General features: G+C 46.9%; 1 protein-coding gene and 1 pseudogene. Both read left to right on the forward strand.

The genetic code is table 11. The features are described 5' to 3' along the window. Window positions 1-183: 183 nt before the first annotated feature. Window positions 184-558, forward strand: a complete 375-nt coding sequence (gene rpsL / locus KQJ18_RS24290) for a 30S ribosomal protein S12 (RefSeq protein ID WP_003023654.1) — start codon at window positions 184-186, stop codon at window positions 556-558. Window positions 559-653: 95 nt separating this feature from the next. Continuing rightward, a pseudogene (locus tag KQJ18_RS24295) lies at window positions 654-748 on the forward strand (30S ribosomal protein S7); the annotation flags it as partial.

The following is a 748-nucleotide window of genomic DNA, read 5'->3' on the forward strand; positions in this document are numbered from 1 at the left end:
TAGCTATACTGACTTCGTCAGACTTACGGTGAAGCATCCCAACCAGATGTCCTGGTAATTGCGGGATCGTTGTATATTTCTTGACACCTTTTCGACACCGACCTAAAATTCTGCGTCCTCATATTGTATGAGGTCGTTTTATTACGTGTTTACGAAGCAAAAGCTAAAACCAGGAGCTATTTAATGGCAACAGTTAACCAGCTGGTACGCAAACCACGTGCACGCAAAGTTGCAAAAAGCAACGTGCCTGCGCTGGAAGCATGCCCGCAGAAACGTGGCGTATGTACTCGTGTATATACTACCACCCCTAAAAAACCGAACTCCGCACTGCGTAAAGTTTGCCGTGTTCGTCTGACTAACGGTTTTGAAGTGACTTCCTACATCGGTGGTGAAGGTCACAACCTGCAGGAGCACTCCGTGATCCTGATCCGTGGCGGTCGTGTAAAAGACCTCCCGGGTGTTCGTTACCACACCGTTCGTGGTGCGCTTGACTGCTCCGGCGTTAAAGACCGTAAGCAATCACGCTCCAAGTATGGCGTGAAACGTCCTAAGGCTTAATGGTTCTCCGTTAAGTAAGGCCAAACGTTTTATATTAATGTCAAACTAAACTCTTAGAGTTTTGGACAATCCTGAATTAACAACGGAGTATTTCCATGCCACGTCGTCGCGTCATTGGTCAGCGTAAAATTCTGCCGGATCCGAAGTTCGGATCAGAACTGCTGGCTAAATTTGTAAATATCCTGATGGT

This window comes from Citrobacter sp. S55_ASV_140 (assembly GCF_018919505.1).
GTDB lineage: Bacteria > Pseudomonadota > Gammaproteobacteria > Enterobacterales > Enterobacteriaceae > Citrobacter > Citrobacter werkmanii.

What these genes read in the sequence shown, in the direction of transcription:
- rpsL (WP_003023654.1), top strand. Translation starts at nt 184, where the DNA reads ATGGCAACAGTTAACCAGCTGGTACGCAAACCACGTGCACGCAAAGTT.